Annotated in this window: 14 protein-coding genes; all 14 read left to right on the top strand. The window is 53.3% G+C overall.

The genetic code is table 11. From position 1 onward, the window contains the following. The first annotated feature begins 181 nt into the window (after positions 1-181). The 14 genes from hemC to fliD all read left to right on the top strand — a co-directional run bounded on the left by hemC (position 182) and on the right by fliD (position 21,576). Complete coding sequence (gene hemC, locus C5Y83_RS02595; protein WP_105328091.1) at positions 182-1,120, top strand: hydroxymethylbilane synthase; 939 nt, start codon at positions 182-184, stop codon at positions 1,118-1,120. 235 nt (positions 1,121-1,355) lie between these two features. After that, entirely contained in the window at positions 1,356-2,123 is a 768-nt protein-coding gene (locus C5Y83_RS02590; protein WP_105328090.1) for a flagellar hook-basal body protein, read from the top strand. A gap of 52 nt (positions 2,124-2,175) precedes the next feature. Further along, positions 2,176-2,976, top strand: a complete 801-nt coding sequence (flgG, locus tag C5Y83_RS02585) for a flagellar basal-body rod protein FlgG (protein WP_105328089.1) — start codon at positions 2,176-2,178, stop codon at positions 2,974-2,976. Positions 2,977-2,993: 17 nt separating this feature from the next. Then, positions 2,994-3,896 (top strand): flagellar basal body P-ring formation chaperone FlgA, encoded by a 903-nt coding sequence (flgA, locus tag C5Y83_RS02580; RefSeq protein WP_105328088.1) that lies wholly within the window; start codon positions 2,994-2,996, stop codon positions 3,894-3,896. After that, positions 3,893-4,594 (top strand): flagellar basal body L-ring protein FlgH, encoded by a 702-nt coding sequence (locus tag C5Y83_RS02575; RefSeq protein WP_105328087.1) that lies wholly within the window; start codon positions 3,893-3,895, stop codon positions 4,592-4,594. The genes flgA and C5Y83_RS02575 overlap by 4 nt, the downstream gene beginning before the upstream one ends. A gap of 48 nt (positions 4,595-4,642) precedes the next feature. Continuing rightward, positions 4,643-5,776 (top strand): flagellar basal body P-ring protein FlgI, encoded by a 1,134-nt coding sequence (locus C5Y83_RS02570; RefSeq protein WP_105328086.1) that lies wholly within the window; start codon positions 4,643-4,645, stop codon positions 5,774-5,776. 32 nt (positions 5,777-5,808) lie between these two features. Next, positions 5,809-6,234, top strand: a complete 426-nt coding sequence (locus C5Y83_RS02565) for a rod-binding protein (protein WP_105328085.1) — start codon at positions 5,809-5,811, stop codon at positions 6,232-6,234. 42 nt (positions 6,235-6,276) lie between these two features. Beyond that, positions 6,277-6,810 (top strand): flagellar export chaperone FlgN, encoded by a 534-nt coding sequence (gene flgN / locus C5Y83_RS02560; protein WP_105328084.1) that lies wholly within the window; start codon positions 6,277-6,279, stop codon positions 6,808-6,810. Between the two features lie 39 nt (positions 6,811-6,849). Further along, positions 6,850-8,550, top strand: a complete 1,701-nt coding sequence (gene flgK, locus C5Y83_RS02555) for a flagellar hook-associated protein FlgK (protein ID WP_105328083.1) — start codon at positions 6,850-6,852, stop codon at positions 8,548-8,550. Positions 8,551-8,619: 69 nt separating this feature from the next. Then, entirely contained in the window at positions 8,620-12,363 is a 3,744-nt protein-coding gene (flgL, locus tag C5Y83_RS02550; protein ID WP_105328082.1) for a flagellar hook-associated protein FlgL, read from the top strand. 119 nt (positions 12,364-12,482) lie between these two features. Continuing rightward, the gene (gene fliW / locus C5Y83_RS02545; protein WP_105328081.1) at positions 12,483-12,923 is read left to right on the top strand and encodes a flagellar assembly protein FliW; all 441 of its coding nucleotides are present in this window, start codon (positions 12,483-12,485) and stop codon (positions 12,921-12,923) included. Positions 12,924-13,134: 211 nt separating this feature from the next. Further along, a complete protein-coding gene (csrA, locus tag C5Y83_RS02540; protein WP_105328080.1) occupies positions 13,135-13,362 on the top strand; it encodes a carbon storage regulator CsrA in 228 nt (75 codons plus the stop codon). A gap of 683 nt (positions 13,363-14,045) precedes the next feature. Further along, positions 14,046-17,612 (top strand): flagellin, encoded by a 3,567-nt coding sequence (locus tag C5Y83_RS02535; protein WP_105328079.1) that lies wholly within the window; start codon positions 14,046-14,048, stop codon positions 17,610-17,612. Between the two features lie 202 nt (positions 17,613-17,814). Then, entirely contained in the window at positions 17,815-21,576 is a 3,762-nt protein-coding gene (gene fliD, locus C5Y83_RS02530; RefSeq protein WP_105328078.1) for a flagellar filament capping protein FliD, read from the top strand. Positions 21,577-21,622 lie beyond the last annotated feature (46 nt).

The following is a 21,622-nucleotide window of genomic DNA, read 5'->3' as shown; positions in this document are numbered from 1 at the left end:
TTGTATGCTAATGAGCATGTTCAGGTCATTAGCTGAGCTTTTTAGAAGCTACCCTTCCAAATTCCTGAAAGCCAACACCTGAGCTCTTCAGCAATTTGCTTTCCTTCGCCAAGCAGCAACTCCACGGAGAAGGAAAACCTCCATCTCATCCTGCCTCGATCCATGGAATGAAATTGCACGCATGAACGGTGAGCCTCTCCGCATCGGTACCCGAAGCAGTCCGTTAGCCCTATGGCAAGCGACATGGGTCGCCCAGGAACTTAAAAATAGCGGGCAACCGGTCGAGATCGTGCACGTATCGACCACCGGCGATGTCACCAGCGGACCGCTGGGCGAGATTGGCGGACAGGGTCTTTTTACGAAGGAAATTCAAGCAGCATTGATCGATAATCGTGTCGATATTGCCGTCCATAGCTTGAAAGATCTTCCGACCGAACCGACGGCTGGACTCGCCTTAGCTGCCGTACCAATTCGCGAAGCATGTGGCGACGTCTTAGTTTCACGAGGCGGCTTTCATTCCGATACCTTGCCACATGGCGCCGTGATCGGCACCGGCAGCGTACGACGACGCGCACAGCTACTCCATGTTCGTCCCGATCTCGATATTCGTGACATTCGCGGAAATGTTGAGACGCGTCTTCGAAAAATGGACGAAGGAGAATACGAAGCGATCGTCCTGGCTGAAGCTGGCCTGCGTCGCCTAGAAATGGCCGAACGTATCGTGCACGTGATGGACAAACGAATCATGCTACCAGCCGTGGGGCAGGGGGCATTAGGAATCGAAGTCCGCGAACGAGACCAACGTACCCGGCAAGCCGTCAGTGTGCTGCATCACCCGGACAGCTATCACTGCGTGCAAGCAGAACGAAAGTTGTTGGCCGAATTACGTGGTGGATGCCTGGCGCCGGTTGGCGCATGGGGACGGATTGAAGTCGAACGCAACTTGCTACACCTAGATGGAATTGTCATTAGCGGCGACGGTGTTCAAAAGATCTCCGCTTACGCGTGTGGCCCTCCCGAGAAGGCGGAAGAGATTGGTCGACAAGTTGCTTCGCAGCTGATTATTCAAGGCGCTCAGCGCATCATCAGTTACGCACGCAATACCGGCGGTCGTGGTTAAAACAGCTGCTACCGCAAACTTTGCCGACTTCATCCGGCAGCATTTTCCGATTGCCTGGTGAACGGAAAATCTTTCCTATCTGCCAGCAATACGTGCTACCAGCGCGATAACTCTTTTACCAATTAGCACTTGGCGAGTTCTGCTTTTTTTCTTTGGTGTGCCACAGCTCTTTGGCACACCGATTGCCTTAAGGGAGAGCGTGTCCGGGGGGGCATGTTTCAACCAATCATGAGCAATGGTTTACGGCCTGTACATTTCGGCGGAAGGCGCTCAAGCCCAGTCGCGACGTCTCGAGGTGATCTCGAACAATCTCGCGAACGTCGACACACCTGGTTTCAAAAACGAATTTGCGATCCTTGAAGCTCGCGATTCGGAAGCCATCAACCAATACTTAGACTCACCCGGTTCTGGCAGCATCAACAATGTTGGCGGCGGCGTGATGGTTCGCGAAACTGCCACGAACTTCCGTCCTGGGCCGATCACTCCGACCGGCAACCCCGCGGACATTGCCATCCGCGGCGAAGGCTACTTTCAAGTTCTGCACGAAGATCAGGTTCTCCTGACGCGTGGTGGCAACTTCATGTTCATGCCTGACGGACGCTTAACCACCCAAGAAGGCTTTCCGGTCCTTGGTGCGGACGGAGCACCGGTTCAAGTGAATCCAGAAGCAAAAGCCGTTCACATTGGCAACTATTACAACGAACGCGGCGAAGTCGTCATCGGTGGCGATGTGATTCCTTTGGGAATCGCCAAGCCTGAATCGAATGCCGACCTAGTGAAGTTCGGTCAGAACTTTTTCCGCTCGATGGGTGCCTCCCCGCAGATCCCCGAAGAGGATCGTCTCGCAGCACCTGGCATGCTGGAAAGATCGTCCGCCAACTCGATTACCGAGATGATGGCCATGATCGAAACGACACGTGCCTACGAATCCAACATCAACATGATCAAGACTCAGGACGAATCGATCGGCAACTTGCTGGGTCGTGTCCTGCGGCAAAGTTAATCCCCCTTTCGCATTTTCGATAGCGAACCAACGGCGAACAAGGAAGTAAGCCATGAGCGTTCAAACCCTCTACACCGCAGCCACCGGCATGCAGTCGATGCAAACCAAGCTCGACGTAATTGCCAATAATCTGGCCAACGTGAATACGAACGGTTTTAAGAAGGACCGTGCGAACTTTGAGGACCTGTTCTACGACCACATCACCTTGCCAGGCAATCGAGACGCTGCCGGCAACCTGACACCTACCGGAACCGAAGTTGGCTTGGGTGTTCGTGTTTCCAGTACGCAAACTGACTTCACGCAGGGTGCATTTACCACAACCGATCGCCAGCTTGACCTCCTGATTGAAGGAGAAGGCTTCTTTCAACTGGCCGATCCAAGTGGCGAAATCGTTTACAGCCGGGCCGGTAACTTCTCGGTGAACTCCAACGGTCAAGTCGTTCAAGGTTCCGCATCGATTGGCCGTCCGATTCAACCAGCGATTACCATTCCTCAAGACGCTACTGCCGTGGAAGTCAGTACCGACGGCATCGTTTCGGTTCGCCAGCCAGGTTCGAATACGCTGAATGAAGTTGGTCAGATTCAATTGGCCACGTTCATCAATCCAGAAGGCTTGATCAAGCTGGGCGATGGTCTCTATGCCGAAACTGCGTCGTCCAGTGCCCCGATCACTGCAAATCCGCAGACCAATGGACTTGGCACAATCCGCAAAGGAATGCTGGAAGCATCGAACGTGGAACCGGTTCAAGAGTTGATCGATTTGATTACCACACAGAGATCGTTCGAGTTGAACTCACAAACAGTTCAAGCAGGCGATCAGATGTTGCAATTGATCTCGAACTTGCGTCGATAGGATCCAACGGAAGCGTTATGAAGTTCGCTAACTTAATTCGATTTTCCATCGCACTGCTGGCAACGTTCGTGTTGGCGAACACAGTACTTGCTAACGATGGCAGGATCACGCTGAAAACCGCAGCGAAGATCACCGGACCAATTGCTTGCCTTGGTGAGATTGCCGTCGTTGATGTTGCTGATCCAACGCTTCGAGCGGAACTTATGGGCCTGCAAGTAACGCCGGCACCATCGATCGGCCAATCTGCTTACCTTAGCATCAATGATATTCGCTCGATTCTTTCCGCTCATGGCTATTCAGCCGGCGAAATCGCTATCTCGGGATCGAGTCGAGTTCGGATCGAAGGTGGGGCCCCCGCCGAAATCAAGGAACCATCACGACAAGTGAGCCGAACCTTGCCGCGTCGCACGTTCGCTGGCAGGCTTTTGCCAGAGCCTACCGAGCAAGAAGTCATGACCGTTGCTCATGTCGTACGCAACGTTCGTCGTGGCGAAATCATTCAACCTGGCGACGTCGAGATGCGACAACTCTCGGTCATCCGTCAAGAAGATGGCTACCCAACGAATCTGGAAAGTGTGATCGGTAAGGAAGCTGCTCGTGGCATTTCGGCCGATCGGCCAATCGCCTCGAAGGATGTCCGAGAACCGGTCATCGTTCGTCGCAATGAAGTAGTAACCATCTTTGCCCGAGCTGGCAACATCATCGTACGACGCGAAATGCTTGCCTTAAACGATGCCGGCAAAGGCGAACTGGTTGAAGTTCAACCGGTTGCCCCTAACTCGTTCGGCCGTGCTCGTGAAGCAGAACGATTCCAAGCTCAAGTCGTAGGTCCTGGCGAAGCCGTCGTGCTAACTGGGTACACAAAAGTTGAGCCCTCGCATCCAAACCAACCCCATACTCAACTGGGAGCTCGTCGATGAAAACGTTAGTGACTCTTTTAACGACGATTGTCTTGCAATTGGCTGCTTCGGTCGTGTTCGCTCAACAGAGCGGTCCGGTATCGAGCTTATCCCAGCGTAACATTCCAGAACTGCCAGGTGCTGATGGTACTCCTTACTACGGTTCGACCAAGGACCTGAACTGGTTCTACCGAGAATTGCCACCACCGAGAAAGGTCCAAGTTCACGACCTGATTCACATCCGTGTCGACGAACGCTCGCAAACCTTCTCGGATGGCGAGTTCAACACTCGAAAAAGTGGTCAGTACTCGGCGATTCTTAAAGACTGGTTGAAGTTGGACGGAATCGATGGCATCACGCCTGCTCCTCAGCCAAACGGCGATCCAACAATCGCTGGCACTCTGACCAATCGCCTTCAATCACAGGCCGAAATGGAAACGAACGAGTCGCTCAAGTTCACCATCGCTTCCGAAGTACAAGAGATTCTGCCCAACGGAACACTCAAGTTAGAAGCAAGCAAGACAATTCAAGTCAACGACGAAGTTTGGGTCTATCACCTGCGTGGTGTCTGCCGCACCGAAGACATCAACCCGAACAATACCGTGCTCAGCGAACAGATGGCTGAGCTCTCGATCACGAAGGAAGAAAAGGGAGCGATTCGTAACGCCTACAGTCGTGGCTGGCTATTACAGATGTGGGATAGCGTCCACTGGTTCTAATCGACTCAACAATACTTCGCATACCTCAAACCATCCTAAGTGACTTCCATGAACTCGACACTCCGACAACTTGCTCTGCTGATTGCCTTTGGCCTGTTGGTCTGTGGTGTACAAACGGCAGAAGCTCAGGTTGCTCAGGCCCAGTACAGCTCGATTGATTCGCAACGATTTCAGATCAACCGCCCGTTGTCTGACTTTGTGCGGGTAAAGGGGCAGGAAGGCAACTTCCTCCAAGGTATTGGCCTGGTTGTCGGCTTGAAGGGAACGGGTGACTCCGATCTTACGCCAACTCACCGAGCTTTGGCCTTGATGATGCGATACCTCGGAAGCAATTCCGGTGAAGGCCCTGATGGCGAATACTTGCCGGAAGCACTAAAAAACGTCAAAAACACGGCTCTGGTCTTAGTTCGGGCCAACGTTCCGGCCGAAGGGGCGGAAGAAGGTGATTTCATCGATTGCGAAGTCAGTGCGATTTCTGCCAAAAGTCTAGAAGGTGGCACGCTGGCGATTTCTACGCTACAAGGCCCGAATCCTCACGACAAAACCGTGTGGGCACTTGCCAGTGGTCCGGTCAAACTGGCCAACGACGAAATTCCAACGCGTGGTCACGTAATGAAAGGTTGTCGGTTCGAGCGAACCATCCGCAATCCATTTGTGACCGCGGACGGCAAGATTTTTCTGGTCATCAAAGATGGCCATAAAGACTTCCGAATGGCTCAGGAAATCGTTTTCGGTGTGAACAACCTGGAACAAAACGTCAGCCGTGGAACGAGCGGACAAATTGCCAAGGCCATCGATCAAAAGACGGTCGAAGTCACTGTTCCGCCGCAATACAAAGACGAGCCAGTCTACTTCATCTCAATTCTGATGGAGACACCGATCGTCGATAGCCTGCTCAATAACAAAGTGGTAATCAACAAGCACCAAGGTTTGATCGTGATTGGCAGTGACGTCGAAATCGGTCCGGTTGTGATCAACCACAATGGTATCAAGGTCGAGACAACCAATCCCGAAGCCTCGAAGTTTGTGTCGGTCGATTCCCAGAAATCGTATGCGACCCGCTTGAAAGACTTAGAAGACGCATTAACCACCCTTAAGGTGCCAGCGGAAGACATCATCACGATCGTCGAAGCGTTGCACCACCAAGGCAAGGTCTACGGCGACCTGGTCTATGTCAACTAAGTTCGCCCAACGAAGACTACAGTGAAATCATCATGAACGCCACAAGCATTAGCTCGAACACCTCCTCCGCTGCTCCTCAAAGCGAGCTGCGTGATCGATTCGATCAGTTCGTCGGCGAATCGCTGTTCGGACAGATGCTGCAAAGCATGCGAAAGTCGCTTGGTAAGCCAGCCTATTTTCATGGCGGTCGCGCTGAAGAGGTTTTCCAGTCGCAGTTAGATCAGCTGTTAGTCGAAAAGATCTCGGACGCCAGCGCCGAACAAATCACCGAACCCATGTACGAGTTGTTCGCCGCAAACATGGGCCAACGACATGATGCTTCCCAAATGAGTGAAGTTGTCAGCGAGCAGGAAGCCAAAGCGGCCATTGGCCAACTGGACAATCTGCAGCGACAGAACCAATCGCAAGACAGCCAGGCCGATTCGACCATCCTGTCGAAATTGGACCTCTCCATTTAATTCAGATTATCGCCCACTCCTAACAAGTGGTTTGTTACTGCTATGACTTCCCCTACATCCGCGACTGCAGAACTTGATTCAACACAGGTCATCGATCTCGAGAACGAGACCGCTGTCTTTCTGCAAGAGCTTTCGGACGTTCAAGCCGATCTGCTCAACGTGTTGCACCGCAAACGCGAGCAAATGGTCGCCAACGACATTGAAGGTATGCAGGAAACCATGACGGGCGAGCAAGCGTTGCTAGATCGCCTCGAGCAACTCCGCGATTCACGTCAGATCTTGCTCAACAATGCGAGAGGGAAAGGCTTGCCAGCAGACAGCATGCAGTCACTCGCCCGAGCGTTGGATACCGACAATACACAAACTGGCGGTTTGACGCAGAAGGCGCACAGTGCACGAGATGCGATGCGTCACATTCAGAATGAAACGCTCGCAAACTTCGTGCTAGCCCAGCAAACCGTGTTACATCTTTCGCAATTGCTACAAATCATTGCGACCGGGGGAAAGATTAAACCGACATATGAAGCGGAGAATGCCTCGAACCAGGGTGGGACCCTGGTGGACCAGGACGCGTGAGTCGCCGCACCACGACTTGCCTAACGAGGTAACACAAGGATGTCTCTATTTAGTTCGCTCCAACAAGCCAGCAATGCCTTGAATGCAGCCCAGATTGGGCTTCAGGTAACTGGCAATAATATCGCCAATGTGAATACGCCTGACTATCTTCGTCAGCGCGTAATCTACACACCTGCGCCGACGCAGGCGATTGGAAATTTACGTTTGGGCTTAGGCGTTCACGTCGAAGCCATCGTCCAGCAAGTCGACCAATTCCTAGAGGAACGTCTACGTGGGTCGCGCAGCGACTTGGCCAAAGGCGAGACGCAAGAGAACACCTATACCCAGCTGGATGCCCTGATTGGTGAACTCAGCGATACTGACATCAGCACATCGCTCAATAACTTCTTCGGTTCGATCAACGATATTCTCAACCAGCCGGAAGACCTCGGCGTTCGTAACCTGACGATCCTGCGTGGTGAAACGCTAGCAGACGACGTAAAGCGTTTGTACGAGCGTGTCCAACAGGTCCAACAAGATACCGATGATCGAATTCGCAACGCGGCAGATGACATTAACGGGCTATTGACCGACATTGCCGATCTCAACGAGAAGATCGTTAATATGGAAGGTGGCGTGACGAAGAGCGATGCGGTTGGTCTTCGCGATCAGCGGCAACAAAAGCTTACCGCGCTTTCCGAGCTGATCGGCGTTAAATCGGTGGAACAGCCAAACGGATCCGTCTCAGTCTTTGCCGGCGGCGAGTACCTTGTAACCGATGGCATAGCCCGTGAAGTTTACGCCGACGAGGAAGTTCGCGATGGGCAATCGTTCGCCGATGTGAAGATCGCCGAATTCGATTCTCCCATTCAAACTGACTCAGGAAAACTGGCCGGTTTGATCAACTCGCGCGACAACATCCTCGGCGATTTCCTGGGGCAACTAGATGAGTTCGCAAAGTCGTTCATCTATGAGTTCAACAAGGTGTTCAGCAGCGGGCAGGGGCTAACGGGCTATAAATCAATTGAATCCGAACACTTGGTCGCGACGGGACAAACCGATGATCCGCTCGACCAGGCCGGGCTTCCTTTCACGCCGGAGAACGGTTCTTTTCAAGTCAAACTCCTCAATCGGCAAACGGGCATTACAGAAACGCACGAAATCTTCGTGCAACTTAACGGCACCAGCGAAGATACGTCTCTCGAAGATCTGCGGGCGGATATCGATAACATCGACGGTCTTACAGCTACCATCTCGCTGGATGGCCAGCTTTCGATCGAGGCAGACCAGCCAAATGTGGAATTCGCATTTGCAGACGATACCAGCGGTGCGCTCGCTGCGCTGGGAATCGGGACATTTTTTACAGGATCGTCCGCGCTCGATATCGGTGTGAACGTCGCCGTAAGTGATGATCCGGCAAAGTTTGCTGCAAGTCGCTCAGGCATTGGAAAAGATACTGACAATGCGGTCGAGCTAGCATCGTTCTCCGATCGCAAGCTTGATTCGTTCGCCGGAACATCCATCGCATCCTACTACAAAGACATGGTAGGCAATGTTGCCCAATCCGGAGCGGTTACGCGGGGCATCACGGAAGGTTTCCGCACGTTCAAGGATACGCTTGAGGCACAGAAAATGGGTGTGAGTGGCGTGAACCTGGACGAAGAGGCGGTTCGAATGATCGCTTACCAACGACAATTCCAAGCCTCGTCGCGAATGATATCGACGCTCGACGAGTTATTAGAAATTTTGGTCAACCTGTAAGGAAGGCCTCACGCGGTAAGTCCTTGCACCTGGGCCGCAGCCTAGCCTTACCGCCTTGGACAAACGAACATGACACGTATCATCCCAGTTCCATCCGGTCGAACCAGCGACTATTTGTTGTCGCAACGTTTGACGAACCAGATGTCGGCTGATCAACTCGACTTGCTGCGTTTGCAAACGCAGATAAGCACGGGCCGGCGTGTTCTTTCTTTAAGCGATGATGCTCCCGCCGCGATCCGTGGCGTTACTCTGCAATCTCTGCTCGAGCAAAAGACGCAGATCCAAACGAATCTTACGACAAGCCAGTCTTATCTCGCAGCCACCGACGTCGCACTGGCAAATGCGGCGAATACCCTGAACGAAATGAGCGGTCTGGCGGTTCGGCTCAGTGATACGACCTTCTCCGACTCAGAACTTGCTGCCGCCGGCGAACAGGTCGAGCGGGCAATTCAACAGATGATGGACCTGGCGAATCAGCAGTTCCGTGGCCGATATTTGTTTTCCGGATCGAATACGACTACGGTTCCCTTCCAGGAACTTGAAAATGGCTTGGTCCAATACCAAGGAAATACCACGGGGCTGCAAAGCTTCGCCGATATCGATCTGTTGTTCGATACCACGGTTAATGGTCATGATGCATTCGGGGCGATCAGTGAACAGCTAAAAGGTCTTGCCGACTTAAATCCGGTCTTAACGCCTTCGACTAAGCTTTCTGACCTTCGTGGAGGCAAGGGAATCGAGAAAGGGAGTTTCCAGATTTCCGATGGAATTTCCCCTCCCGTGACGATCGACATCTCGAAAGCCAACACCTTAGCCGATGTCGCTCGGCTGATCGAATCGAATCCACCGGCTGGTCGCAAACTGACGGCTCGAATCAGCGATACTGGTCTCATCGTCGATATCGATGATGCCGGTGGTGGCAACCTAACCATTCGCGAATTGGGTGGAAGTCGCGTCGCCGCTCAATTAGGTATTCTCGATACCGATGGCAATCTCACCAATCCGATCGTTGGCACCGATCTCAATCCCAAGCTCACACTCACGAGTAAAGTCGAGAATTTGCTCGGAACGAGAGCGAATGCTGTCATTGAATATCCCGGCACGAACAACGACATTTTGATCAAGGCCCATGACAATGGCGAGTCGCTCAATGGAGTTAAGATTCAGCTTGTCGACGATAATTTGCTGAAAGCAGGCGCCGGCATCACGCGTGGAAACGAGATCGTCAATCGCGGTACCGATCTACTAAGGCCCCAGACAACACTGAATTTTTCAGGCGCTGACAACAACTTGCTTCTGACCGCAAACGCCACCGATGGCAGTTTGGATGGCGTGCAAATAGTTATCGATGCAACGAACAACGTCGGTGACTCTGCGGTGATTGGTCCCACCACGCTTGTCGATGGAGTTCCAACAATCACCGTTCAGATCGATGACACGGACGAGACGACACTTCAGTCCTTGGCCAATGCATTCGCCGCAGACGGTCGCTTTGCGATCGGCGGAGCGGCCTCCACCGGCGAGGCCTTCGATCCGGCGAGCACCATTGCATCGTCAAACGATGGATTAATTTCAACAACCGGTATCACGAATCAAGCCGTCAAGTCACGGGCATCACTAGCACTCGTTGGGGGCGGCAACGACCTTACGTTAATCGCCAACCAGGCTGGGGAACAATTCAACGATGTCGAAATCGTGATTGATGCCTCTGGGGATATCGGAGATGCGGCGACAGCATCGTACAGCGACAACGGTTCGACGCGACGTCTCACCATTCAAATCGACGATAGCAACGAAACGACGTTGCAATCGGTGATTAATGCGATCGCGGCGGAAGGCAGCTTCTCCGTTACCTATGACAATGGAAACGGTGAGTCATTCAATTTGGCATCGGCCGTTCCCAGCAGCAGCGCCGGTACGATTGGCAACACAGGAAACACCGGTGGCGCCGCCGACTCCTATTTTGTTCAGGTCTCCTCAGGCACTACCACGGCCGATGACCTTCTACGTGCGTTAAACGACCATGCGGAGTTTGCTTCCGACTTCACCGCTTCCATCGATCCGAAAGACACAACGGCTGAGTTTCTCTCGGCCAGCGGAACTGTGAGCACGTCGGTCATTGGCGAAACGACCGGTGGCTCAGGTGTCGTTTTTGATCGTGAGTCGGGTATTCAGGTTCAAAACGGTACTGAATCTACGATCCTTACTTTCGACGATGTTGAAACCGTCGAAGATTTGCTTAACGTCTTCAATAGAAGCGGGGCAGGGCTAGTCGCCGAAATCAATGCCTCTGGCAACGGGATCAACGTTCGTTCGAACATTAGTGGCGGGGATTTTTCAATCGGTGAGAATGGCGGCAGTACCGCCACGCAGCTCGGACTTCGCAGTTTCAATAGCGATACTGTACTGACCGATCTGAACTTTGGACGTGGTGTTCAGGGAACCGATGGAACGGACCTAACGATTACCCGCAACGATGGCGTGGAACTGGAAATCGATCTCGCGACGGCCAAGACCGTAGGTGATGTTCTCAACCTGATTAATAATCATCCCAAGAACTTGGATGGCACGAACGCCATCGTCGCTCGGCTGTCTGAATTTGGAAATGGGATCGAACTGATCGACGATAATCCCGACGGCTTTGGTCGCTTGAAGGTATCACAAGGTGTGCTTAGCCAGGCGGGTGTCGATCTCGGTTTAATTCCCGCAGGCGAGACTGAAGCGACTGTATCCAATTCGCCTGATGCACAACCGGCGACTGCGACGGTTCGCTTCGATGCTCCTAACAACCAGAACAACGCCTTCAAGCTGACTGCGAATGCCCCCGGCATTAGTTACAACAACATCCAAGTCGAGTTCGTCAATAGTGCTGCCAGCGGCAATCAAGCTTTGGTCAATTTCGATCAAGCCACGCAGAAACTTACTATTGACGTCGATCCGACGCTGACCTCCACCAACACGGTAATCGCCGCGATCAAAGCGGAAGGCACCTTTGATGCCGAGTTGTTTTCGACGGAAGACGCAACCAATTCCGGCGCTGGCTTGATTACGCAAACGGGCGTGCTGGCAACCACCAATGGCGGAACACCGCTGGCCGATTCAGAATCTGCCACGGCGGATATCACCTTCGCGGCCCCCGACCATCTCAATACGGCCTTCACGCTCGTTGCCAAGGATGCTGGAACACTGCGAAACGGTGTGCGAGTTATCCTCGACGACTCGCTTGCCAGTGGTGGTGTTCCAAACGCTACGTTTGCCCCTGGCGCCAACACACTGACCATCAAGATCGAAGCGGGCGTTACTACTGCCAACCAAGTCATCGCCGCGATCGATCAAGAAGGTAACTTCGACGCCAAGTTACTATTCACCAACGACGCAACCAATGATGGCTCAGGAATTATCAACTCGACGGGAACGGTTGGCACGACTTCCGGAGGCACCGCCGAGGTGCTTACCGGTCGAAATGTTAACGCTCAAGAGACCAAGGGTATCTTTAATTCGCTTCTGCGGCTGAAAGATGCAATTGCCGCGAAGGACGTGCGAGAGATTTCACGCGTCTCGGAAATGATGAAACAGGATATCCAGCGTCTCAGCTTTACGCGTGGCGAACTGGGTGCACGCGATCAGCATGTCGACGTTTTGAAGGCACGTGGCGAGGACGAGATTCTCGAATTGAAGTCGAACCTTTCGCTGGAAATCGATGTCGACATGATTCAGGCGATCACCGACATGACAGCAAAGCAAGCATCTTTCCAAGCTTCGCTTCAGACGGCTGGTCAGCTCTACCAATTGACGCTGCTCGATTACATCTAGACCGACTTTGACGATTTTGTGGATTCTTTGGCTCGAGTTCGCCGATAGTAGCAACAGGGCGTTTTCCATGCGTCCTTTATTGATTTCGCCGAACTGACCGCGCAAGGACGCAACGGGCCATGGAATTTGAAACCACTCGATTTGGCAAGCTAAGCATTCGTCAGGATGAAACGATCGTTTTCCCACAAGGATTGATCGGATTCGAAAACCATACGAAATGGGCGATCTTGGCGGATGAATCGAATGATTCCGTTGGGTGGCTTCAATCGATGGACCAAGCGGATCTGGCATTTGCCGTTGTCAGCCCTCGTCGTTACGTACCTGGCTACAAGGTACGGATCAGTCCCGAACAGGCGACCTCTCTGAAGCTGGACGCCGGGATGGAAACATTCGTTCTGGTCATCGTCAGCCGCGAAAATGCTCTTATCTCCGTGAATTTACGGGCTCCTCTACTGGTTAATCTCTCATTGCAATTGGGCCGTCAGGTCATCACGACCGACGAACAGCCGCTTCGGCACGTCATTGCGACTGAAACAATCGCTCTGCGTCGCAGTGCTTGAACATTCGGACTTGCCGTCAGAACAGTATTCACGAATCGAAAACTGATTCCTGCTGTCTAGGCTTCCGATACTCAACACGTCGAGTCATAGCAATGCACTGCTATCATTGCTGGCGAGCGACTGCACTTGTGCGGTCATTCGGGGCTGGACGGAATCTTTAAGCACCAATGCCCTATACCTTGATTGAAATAAAAGTAGGAAGGAGCCAGAGATGCTGGTACTCTCGAGGCACCGCGACGAAAGCATCATGATCGGCGACAACATTGTCATCACGATTGTTGACATTCGTGGAGACAAGGTTCGCTTGGGCATCGCTGCCCCGCAAGACATTCCAGTCCACCGACAGGAAGTCTACGAAGCAATTAAGCGAGAAAACATGCAGGCCTCTGGCGTGCAGCCTGACGACACCGCCATGATGAAGAAGAGTAGTCGCAAGTAATCACGACTTGAATACGGAGGTCGATCATCCAGCGCTAGGCCGGGCGACCTCCTAAACTCCTCTCTCGCATGTAAAGCTCTCTATCATCGCTAGGGGAATGGCTTTACTTCGGCAAACCGCACGCCATCACGGCGGTTTTTATCCGATCGTCACCGGTCATCTCTTGCCTGTCAATCCTTCCTGGAGCAGGCCACGAATTCGTGCAATTCCGTGCGCGGATTTTTTCTTTTTATGCGAGAAATTGCGGGCAATTCGCACTCTCATCTCGTTCCGCGCTATCAATCAGCAACTTGCAAGCGTTTGAATCTCGGTTTGCGTTTGTAGGGCCTGTTCTGGCTATGCCGAATCGGTAAGCCGTGCAAGTCGGCTGAACTCGATCATTAAGGAAAAAGAATGCCTTTATCTCAAGCTAGTGTCAAAGTGTGACGATCTTCCCATTTAGATGTTTCGGAATCCTCGAGCAACATGCGCAGTCCGCATAGCTAGCTCAAGGAAACTGATGGATAGGGGCAAGCCCAGATTGGCTTACATGTTTTGTATGCCCGACGAGTGGCCCACTCGAAATAGATAGTCGTTCGTTACCAATATTTCGGGGCTGCGTTTTGCAGCCGCACCAGCTGAGTCACGACTCCCCGTCTCGGTTGGCAACAAACGTAGTCCTCAACTAGGAGGGGTGTCCTAAAATGACCCGAATTAATACCAACGTCAGCTCTTTGGTTGCCCAGAACACTCTGGCGCGATCGAACAATGACCTGCAAACGGCACTGGGCCGTTTGAGCACCGGTCTGCGTATCAACCGCGGTAAGGACGATCCCGCTGGTTTGATCGCTAGTGAAGCTCTGCGTAGCGATATCACCAACGTGGAAAAGGCGATCACCAATAGTGAACGTGCTAACCAGTTGATCGCTACGGCCGACAGTGCTCTCGGCCAGGTCAGTCAGCTTCTCAACGACATCCGTGGCTTGATCTCAGAAGCCGCTAATACGGGTGCCTTGAGTGACGACCAAGTCGCTGCGAACCAATTGCAGATCGACTCGTCGCTGGAAGCCATCGACCGTATTGCTCAAATCACATCTTTCCAAGGCAAGCGTCTGCTCGACGGTAACCTGGACTTCATCACGCAGGACGTCGATTCGTCCGCGATCGAAGGCCTGCGTGTCGACCAAGCTAACTTCGGTTCTTCCGCCTCGATCGGCGTTGAAGTCAACGTTGTTAAGCAAGCCACACGCGGCCAGTTGAACTACAACTTTGGTGCCATCGCTGAAGATGTCGTGCTGCAAATCGGCGGCGGCAACGGTACAGAAGCGTTCAACTTCGCCAAGGGTTCGACCATCGAAGAAGTCGCTTCCGCTGTGAACCTGGTTTCGGACGCCACCGGCGTGGAAGCTGTTTTGGAAACGGCCGCCACCAAGGGTACGATCGTCGCTTCCAGCTTCGGCGAGAACAACGACGTTCTCCTTACTGCCAACGAAGCAGGCTTCGAAGCTGGCGACGTCCGCATCAAGTACACCAAGGGCACGTCGTCCACCACGACCGCAACTTACACCGCGCCTGTTGGTAGCGATCCAGCACAGATCGAAGTTGCTCTCGGCGTGAAGGACTTTGAAGCCGCGTCGGTCACTGTTGATACCGCAGGTACCGACAACGACTTCACGATCACGGCTGATCAAGCTGGGGCCGATTTCAACGATATTTCGATCGTCTTCGCTGACGGTGCCGTTTCGGGTCAAGAAACCGCTGTTTACGACGCCGACGCCAAGACGTTGACGATCACCAAAAACGCCGCGTCGACCGCCGATGACATTGTCAAGGCGATTAACAACACGCACACCCTTTCCGATACGCCGCTGGCTGTCGTCGATGGTGCCGCTGCGAACTCCGACTTCACCATCGTGTCCGACTCGACCGGTCTGGCGTTGGACGACGTCACGATCAACTTCGTTGGCGGTGGTACGGCTGGTTCGGAAACCGTTGTCTACGATGACTCGGATCCTGACAACAAGACCTTGACGGTCACCATCCAAGATGGTGTTTCGACGGCAAACCAAGTCATCGCTGCAATCAACGGCGACGGTACGGTTGGTCCATTGTTCACCGCTGCAGCTAACGTTACCGGAAGTGACGGTTCTGGTGTTATTGCGGTGGGTGATAGTGGTGCTGTTACAACGACCTCGAACAACTCGGCTGCTGCGGCCCTGTTCACCGCTGCCTTGGTTGAAACCAACGGTACGGGTGCTGGTGCGGTGACCTTCACGGGTACTTACGGTACGACGACCGCAGATGGCGTTGACGGTGGCGAAATCATCGCAACAGCCAACGACGTTATCGAAGCGATCAACAACGCTTCGGGTAACGACAAGGTCACGGCTTCGTTGCAATCCGGCAACAACGGCTACGGCGTTGTCTCCGAGTTCAGCAACTACGCTTCCTCGGGTGTTCCAGAGCAGAACAACAGCCTGCAGTTCCTGGCTCCTGATTCGGCACCGAACATTCGTTACGTCTCGAATCCTGGGACGGGTCTGAGCATCGACACGTCGACCGACCCACGCGTCGAAGATTTCTCTTCGGCCACGTTCCAGAACGCCGATGCTAACGGTACGTTCACGATCAAGGCCAAGCTCAAGGGTACGGAATACGACGGCTACACGGTTAACTTCGTGGACAACGCGAAAGTTACTGGTGGCTCGAATGAGTACGTGACCCTCGACAAAGAAAACAAGACGCTGACTGTCAACATCGAAGACGGCGTCTCCACGGCTCAAGACATTATCGACGCCGTCAACAACGACGCGTATGTCAGCCAATTCTTTGGTGCCGAAAACTACGGCTCCAGCGATGGCTCGGACGCTGTGACCATTGCCGATCTGACCATTCCGACCGAAACAACCGGTGGAGTCACGTCGGAAGGTACGCTGATCGTTAATCTGGAAACAGATGAAAACGGTATCGTTAAGACGACCGCAAACGATCTGATTGCGTTCTTCGATGATCCTAGCCAGTTCATCAGCGACTCCGGCGACGCCGCAGACGCCTTGGCTGAACTGACCACGCGTGGAATCAGTGTCACCAACTCCGGTGGAAGCGATGGCACCGGTGTCCTGACGGCTACTGACGAAGACATCACCTTCGCAACCAACGGAACCGACCTGGTTGATTCGCAAGCCTCGGGTACGACTTTCGCTGTGAACGGCGAAAACGCACAGCTGACCTTCACGGCAGTTGATACGGGTGCTGACTTCGATGACGTTACGATCCAGTTCGTCAACGATGGTTCGGTGACCGGTGGTACCGATGAACGTGCCGAGTACGATGCCGCCAGCAAGACGCTGACTTTCTTCGTCGAAGAAGGCGTGACGACCGCTGCGGACATCGAAGACATCTTCACGTCCAGCGAATCGCAATACGACGCCGACATTGCCGCGATCTTCACCGCTTCGGCGGGTGGTACGGGTGCAGGCGTGGTTACCAGCGACGATACCGCGACACTTTCGGGTGGCGTTGTCGACAACGGAAGCGTCCAAGGTGCCAAGCTGCAAGGCAACTCCGACCTGGAGAACCTGGGCCTCACATTCCAAGCGACCGGTTACGGTTCGGACAGCTTCGTCAGTGTCAAAGCGTTGAGCGGAACGTTCAACCTGACCGACGCTGTCGGCGACAGCTCGGACCGCTCGGACGGTACGGACGTCGACGTTCGTATCAACGGTATCCAAGCCGTCGGTGACGGTCTGCGTGCTTCGATCAACACTTCGTCGCTCGACATTAGCTTCTCGCTGAGTGCCGACGTCGGCGACAGCTCGAAGTTCGAGTTCCAGATCTCCGGTGGTGGTGCGTTGTTCCAACTCGGTCCAGACGTTGTCAGCAACCAGCAAGCCCGTCTCGGTATTCAGAGCGTCAGCACGGCGACTCTGGGTGGCGTGAACGGTCGTCTGTTCGAGCTGCGATCTGGTGGTGCCAAGAGCCTGACCGCTGACGTTGGTGGTGCTGCAAGCATCGTCGACGAAGTGATCGGTGTGGTTACCCAACTTCGTGGTCGATTGGGTGCGTTCCAGAAAACGACTCTGGAATCGAACATCTACACCCTAAACGACACGTTGGCCAACCTGACCGATGCCGAAAGCTCGATCCGTGACGCTGACTTTGCAGCAGAATCGGCCAAGCTGACGCGAGCTCAGATTCTGGTCCAATCGGGTACTTCGGTGCTGGGTATCGCCAACCAGAACCCACAATCGGTCTTGAGTCTCCTCCGATAACGGAAACTCAATTCCTAGGCTATCCATATAAACGCCCGATCAGAAATGGTCGGGCGTTTTTTGTGGCAAACAGTAGCCATTCAAGTCTACCTAATCGGAAAATTTATCCAGCCAACTCCTCCCAGTAGTCGATACTTAAGATGACGCGGAGCCCCTCGGGAACTATTGCGTGAGTTGAAGCTCACCCACTTGATCGATCTCCATGGCAGGCATTCAGGCAACCAATGGTCTTGTGACCGGTATTCCGATCCAGGATACCGTCAAGCAACTGCTAGCAATTGAAGCACAGCCGCGTGATCTTCTCGTCAGTCGTACGGAACTGATCAACGATGAAGCGAAAGCAATTGCGGAACTGACCGCCAGCGTGCTCAGCTTCCAGTTCACTGCTAAGAAGTTTCAGCAGTCGAGTATTTTCACTGCCGCCAAGGCGACCAGCTCGAACACAACGTTTCTTTCCGCAACGGTTACCGGTACGCCGAAGACAGGTAATTACCAGTTTACACCCGTTCGAACAGCTCAGTCTCAGCAGTTGTTGAGTTCGGGCGTCTCTTCGTTAACGCAACCACTCAGCAGCGGTTCGATCCAAATCAATCACGGCCCGAAATTGGACGATGGGATCTCCCTAGACGAGCTCAATTCTGGTCAGGGGGTTCAACGTGGTAAGATTCGTATCACCGATCGTAGTGGCGCAAGTGCCTCAATCGATTTGAGCTATGCGCAGAACATCGACGATGTCCTGGACGCCATCAACAACAACGATACGATTCAGGTCACGGCATCTGTCGATGGCGATCGGATCAAGCTTACAGACACTTCCGGACAAACATCGTCAAATCTTATTGTTCAAGCGGTTGGAAGCGGAACAACCGCCGCCGATCTCGGGCTAGAAGGAATCAACGTCGCCTCAAATACCGCAGCAGGCGATGACCTACTGAACCTGCATTCCAATACTCTTCTTTCCTCGCTGAATGATGGCAGTGGGATCAGCTTAAATCGTAACGGTGCCGACCTTTCTGTTTCGTTACGCGATGGTACTTCGCTGGAACTCGAACTGGGCAAAGCAGCTGCGCCAGAAGATTTCGCCAGTGCCACGATTAAGCCAGGGGATGCACGTCTCGATTTTACGTCGGTCCAGAGTGGTGCCGCCTATGATGGCGTCCAAATCATCTTTCAAGATAATGCCTCCGTTTCCAAAGGTAACGAAACGGTGGTGTTTGACGGCAACGCCAAGACGCTCACCTTCCAGATCGATGCCGGAAAGACGACGGCTTCCAACATTGTTTCGGCCCTCGCAAATGACGCGACGGCCAGCCAATACTTCTCGGCAAGTACGGTTAACAGCGGCCTCGGCAATGGAGTGATTGATCCGACCAAGGATTCCGTCACAACGTCTGCCACGACGGGAAATGCTTCGGCGACCACGACATCCGTTGATCCCAACGCCTCAATCACCTTGACGGCCGACTCCACGGGCGGCACATACGATGATGTTACGATCATCTTTGTTGACGACGCTGGAGTCACTGCAGGCTCGGAAACGGTGGTTTACGACGATTCTGATCCGCAAAACAAAACGCTAACCGTTCACATCGACGCTGGTAACTCCACCGGCACGAATGTCATTGACGCGATCAACAACAACCCGACCGTCGGTCCGTTGTTCACGGCTTCCAATGGAACCGGTAGCGATGGAAGCGGCCTGGTGGACGTGACTGATACAGCAATCACCTCCGGGGGAATTCAGCAGTCGACGGCCACAACGCCTGACGATGCGAGCAATGGCCAGGTCAGCCTGACGGCGAAAGTCAAAGGGGAAGCTTATGATGACTACGTCCTAAAATACGTTGCCGACGGTGCCGTGACTCAGGGGAACGAGGTTGTCGAATTCGACGAAGATGCGAAAACAATCACGGTTCGAATTGACGCTGGTGCTTCCACCGCCACGGATGTCGTGGCGGCGCTGAATGGTAATTCGGATGTCAGTTCTCGATTCACGGCAGCGAAGCCAAGCGGAGCCACTGGCGATCGAATCGTTAACGCTTCGGCGACGGCAACCACGAGTGCCGGTGCAGCTTCGGAAGCTTCCACGCCGCAGACACTTGGCGAATTGATCGATGTCATTAACGCGGTCGACCCCACGAAGCTGCGAGCCCAGATTAGTGGCGACGGCGATCACATTGAACTGATCGATTTATCGACCGATAACGGTGGCACCTTCTCGGTTTCCAGCGTCAACAATAGTTCGACGGCAGAAGATCTTGGTCTCACAGGGACAGCCTCGGGCGCAACACTTACGAGCGATCGGCTTCAGTCAGGATTGAAGACGACACTTCTATCGTCGCTCGGCGGAGGGAACGGGCTGGGTGATCTCGGCACGATTTCCATCACGGATCGTAGTGGCGCGTCGGCGAATGTCGACCTATCGTCAGCCGAAACGGTGGAAGACGTCCTGCAACTTATCAATGACTCCGGACTATCGGTCAAAGCAAAGTTGAATGAGGCGGGCAACGGCATCTCGCTAACCGATACGAGCGGACAGTTTAGCAGCAACTTCATCGTTGCCGATGCCGACGCGAGCGAGACCGCGACGCTACTCAAAATTGAAACCGATTCAACTTCGGTGAACGTCAACTCCGGCAGCCTCCATCGCCAGTTTGTCAACGAAGACACCAAACTGGACGAACTCAAGGGAGGGCAGGGCATTGAGCGTGGCAAGTTCCTGGTTCGGAACGCCGCGGGTCAAGCTCGCCAATTCGATCTTACCGATCCATCGATTGAAACGGTTGGTGATCTGATCGACAAGATCAACTCCGAATTGACCCTTAACGTTGAAGCCAGGATCAATGATAACGGCGACGGAATCGTGCTGATCGACAAGTCGACCGGTTCCGGGACGCTAACCGTTAGCGAAAGCGGATCGACGCAGACGGCTGCCGACCTCGGGCTAGCAGGAACTGGCGTCGAGAAGGAAGTCGATGGAGTTACCCGAACCGTAATCGAAGGTTCGGAGGTCACCACAATCGAAATCGAAGATGGGGATACCATCGAAGACTTGGTGACCAAGCTCAACGATGCCAATGTGGGCCTCTCAGCCAGCATCCTGAACACAGGTTCCGGTACCAATCCCTATCGCTTATCCCTGGTCAGTGAGACTTCAGGCAAAGACGGACGGGTTGTGCTGGACTCGAGCCAGTCCCAGTTTCGTTTTGATGAAATTGTTGAAGCACAAGATGCCCTGCTTTTATTTGGTTCGGCATCCAATGCATCGGCTGGCATTCTTGCCTCTTCCAGCAGCAATACATTCACGGAAGTGCTGGATGGGGTCTCACTCAAGGTGAACGAGGCGTCGACTTCTCCGATCAATGTTAATGTCCAGATCTCAGACGAATCATTGCTGAGTGTCGCGAATGAATTTGTTACGCAATACAACGCATTGCGCGACAAACTCGACGAAAAGACCTTCTTCAACGAATCCGATAGCTCGACGGGGATTCTATTCGGCTCTAGTGAAGCCCTCCGCATCGATACGCAGCTAGGGGGACTTCTTACCTCGCGATTTTCCAGCCTCGGAAAGATTCAATCGCTCCAACAACTCGGATTCGACGTGAACGAATCAGGCAAGCTGAGCCTGAATACCAACAAGCTGAAGGCCGCCTTCGCAAGCGATCCGGAAGGGGTCGAAAAGTTCTTCACCGAAGAAACAACGGGATTCGCTGATAAAGTTTTCAATCTAACGGAACAATTCGCTGGCCGAGGGAACTCGATGCTGGTCAGTCGTGCTCAAACGTTGCAATCACGTGCTGACTTGAACACCGACCGTATTAAATCGATGAACGAACGTCTTGCCAGAAAGCAAGAACAACTGCTGACCCAGTTTTACAACCTGGAAGAGACAATCGGGAAACTTCAAAATAATTTGACTGCGTTGGATGGTATTGGTTACATCTCACCCGATGGAACGTAAAAACCGCAGCAAGTTTTATTCTTTCAAAGGCTTTCCCGACTTTGGC

The organism is Blastopirellula marina (assembly GCF_002967765.1).
Lineage (GTDB): Bacteria > Planctomycetota > Planctomycetia > Pirellulales > Pirellulaceae > Bremerella > Bremerella marina_A.
This window is presented reverse-complemented; position numbering and strand designations above follow the sequence as displayed.